The organism is Howardella ureilytica (assembly GCF_054657495.1).
Map to the genome: position 1 here is coordinate 1 of NZ_BAAHYP010000022.1, position 3211 is coordinate 3211.

Here is a 3211-nt window from a genome sequence, read left to right on the forward strand (position 1 = left end):
AAGAAGTTTTGCTATCTCCGGGAGAGAGACCCCAAGCCTGTATAGCTGCGCTCCATAGGAATGTCGGAGAAGATGTGGATGAATGGAAGGCAGCTTTGGATTGGAACAGTGGGCGGCGTCCCCATACTTTTTCAGAATGCGCTGCACGTTGTCCTCAGACATCATTTCTCTGCCACCTTTTGCAGTCGGATAGAAAAGGTAATCGTCCGGGTTCTCTTTGGGATGGTAAAGATGGCAGTAATACTTGTAGTTTTTTAGAAAAGAATCCTCCGGGATGGGAACGATACGCGGCTTATTTCCTTTGCCGGTGATTCGGATGTACGGATACTTTTCATTTATAATGACGTCTTTTAACTGGACAGAACGCATTTCAGCAAGCCGCGCCCCGGTTGAGAACAGGAACAGGATAATGAAGCGATCCCGTACCCCTATCTTTGTCTGGGGCGGCTGCGCGAGGAGCAGTTCAATATCTGCCTTATCCAGCCAGTTATGGCGTTTCGGATACGTTTTCTTGTGCTTCACAGTAGAAATGCTGATTTGCAGGGGTACAAGCTCCATATCACGGGTAGCGGCATATTTCAGGTATGCCTTTATCCCGGACAGCCGGACATTTCGTGTGCCAACACTGTTGCTGTTGGCAACGCTGCTCAAAAATCCGCGGATAACTTCTTCCGTGACAAAATCAGTCGTGATCTGGTCAACAGTTTTTGAGTAGGTTTCGTAGAGATAGATGCGGAAAGCGTTCAGTGACTGGCAGTAAGTTTCGATTGTCCGTTCGCTATGAAGTTCAGAGCGCAAGTGGTTGAAAAAATCCTTTGTGTAGATGAAAAACATCTTTTTCGGCTTTTGTTTATTCTTCCGCATAGACCACACCGATTCCTTTCTCAAGGGCGTCCAGCTTCTCCCGGTAGACTGGGAAAAGCTGTGAGGTGATATGCAGATAGTACAGAGTATAGCGGATGTGCTTGTGTCCCATGTACCTGCAAAGATACTGAATCCAGTTATAGAAATCTTCTCCTGCGTCAGCGCATTTTTTAATGTTTTGAACGGCAAAGAGATGGCGGAGACCATGCGTTGTAAACCTTTTTCCGGGCAGTTCCAATAACCCTGCTTTTTTGAGTATGGCCTGAAAAATCTTGCTGACATCACCGCTTGTCATGTGTTCCCGTTCCTGGTTAGGCTTGAAAAAATGAGTACGGTCAGGGAACTGCTTCTGGTAATACCGGTCAAAACGGTAGCATAAATCCAGAAGGTCATCCGACAAAGGAAGCTCCCTGTCTTTCATGCCCTTCGATTGGTAGATACAGATCGTCCCTTTGGGAAAATCAATATCTGACACCTTCAGGTTGCACGCTTCGGAGCTGCGGAGGCCACAACAGTAAACCAGCCGGAAGAATACCGGGAACATCGTGTCTTTATACGGATATGTCTCTGTTGGGATCAGCTTTGTGTCAACCGTTTCAAAAAACAGTGCAAGCTGTTCATCCGTAAACAGATGGGGTTCCTCTGCCTTTGGCCTCTTAATCCGGTAATTCGGGACATAAGCGTTTAAGCCAAGTGACTGCTGGTATTCCCCGATATGCTTCATTGTCAAGACCCGCCGCGCCATGTGGTGCCGGGATGGAGAATCGGAGCTGTGAATCCATGTTTCGGCAATCTCCTTTGTCAGCAGGGTGGCTTCTGGATACTCTCTGGCGCAGAAAGTATCAAAGTCGTCAAGGAAAAACCCAATAAACTTTAACTGCAAGCCGGAACGGTGCCGGATGGTAAGCATTTCTTCCATGACAGGGCCAAATTTACTTGCGTACATCAGTATTCCTCCCTTCGGCAAGGGATCAGAGAGATATCTAACGCACACCTCTTCATTTTTGCTTCATCCGTTGAGAGATACACGCGGACAGAGTTTTTGTCGATATGCCCTAACATTTCGGAAATGAGAGGCAAAGGCGTTCCTGACTGCAAAAGCCGCGACGCAAAAGTGCGCCGGTAAATGTGGAGGCCATCGTGCGGGAGATTTTCATAGGACTCCGTTCCCTGTGTGCGGTATTTCATCCTGTAATGCCTGCGGGCCAGCTTTTTTATCGGGCCTACGGACGTGACAAAAATATATTCCTGTTCACAATCCCGGCGCTCGTTTAGGATGTAGTCAATAATGGCGTTTTGTGTAGCGCTGTCTATGGGAATCTCAAGGTCAACGCCCGTCTTTTTCTGGCGGATATGGATGGTCTCTTTTTCCCAGTCGATGTCGCAGAACCTCAATGCCCGGATGTCGCAGCTTCGGAGACCGGTGTGCAGCGCCAACAGGAGAATCGCCTGATCCCTCTTGTTGACAAGGCTGTCCGGCTCATCTTCCAGAAGGGCTGCCTCTACCTTTTCGTCAATCGTAGTAATGATCTTGTTTCTGGACTGGCGGATTTTGGGCAGAGCATACGGAAGGGTCTTGCAGGCTGTGTAACCGGCATCTGTCGCAAACCGCAGGAACTTTTTCAGGACACACAATTCCGTCTGGAACCCTTTCAGATTTCGGTTCTTGAACCGGTCTGTCTGGAAATAGTCCAGAAGGTTTTGGTTTCTTACATCGGAAAACTTTGTAATACCTACGCTTTCCAGATAAAGAAGAAGCCTGCGGGCTATAGAACTGTACGACTTTATGGTAGCCGGATATTTGCCTTCCTCTTTCATAACTTTCTGAAATTCAACAAGAAGGTTTTTATATTCATCAGTTTCAGGAAGTTCCGGGGTGAAACACAGATAATGACGCCATTCTGTCAGCGTTCCGGCCTGCTGTTCTGCCAGCAGATGGACGAACCTGTGCAGTGCTTTCCAATCAACATAGGATGCACTAAGCAAAGAAGCCGGGTCGTGATCCAGAGAATTGACCAATTCAAGGCAGAGTGTCAGTTCAAACGGCTGATCCAGACTTTTTAAGTGTTCTACCAGCATTTCAGTAAAGCGTTTGTAACGGTCAAGCACAGCATGGGACGTTGTGCCTAACCGTATGATTGTGGCGATGGTTTCGTCAACGAGATGACGGAACCCTTGTTCATCAAATTTCATAGGACTCCTTTCTGTGGTTGGTGACTTGCTATCACCTACACTATATCAGAAAGGATGAAGTAGCTTAGAATTAGACCGATACTTTTTGTTTGGCGTGGCGATTTTACAGGCTTCATCACATATTTATCGGCATAACTAATTACCCGGCATTAAA

Annotated in this window: 3 protein-coding genes; all 3 read right to left on the minus strand. The window is 47.3% G+C overall.

All coding sequences use genetic code 11. The features are described 5' to 3' along the window. On the minus strand, positions 1 to 864 hold an 864-nt coding region (locus ACYQ1N_RS07520), incomplete at its 3' end, for a tyrosine-type recombinase/integrase (protein ID WP_459834499.1). After that, entirely contained in the window at positions 851 to 1810 is a 960-nt protein-coding gene (locus tag ACYQ1N_RS07525; protein ID WP_459834501.1) for a tyrosine-type recombinase/integrase, read from the minus strand. The genes ACYQ1N_RS07525 and ACYQ1N_RS07520, both read right to left, overlap by 14 nt. After that, complete coding sequence (locus tag ACYQ1N_RS07530; RefSeq protein WP_459834503.1) at positions 1810 to 3057, minus strand: tyrosine-type recombinase/integrase; 1248 nt, start codon at positions 3055 to 3057, stop codon at positions 1810 to 1812. Before ACYQ1N_RS07530 ends, ACYQ1N_RS07525 begins: the two co-directional genes overlap by 1 nt. Positions 3058 to 3211: the final 154 nt, after the last annotated feature.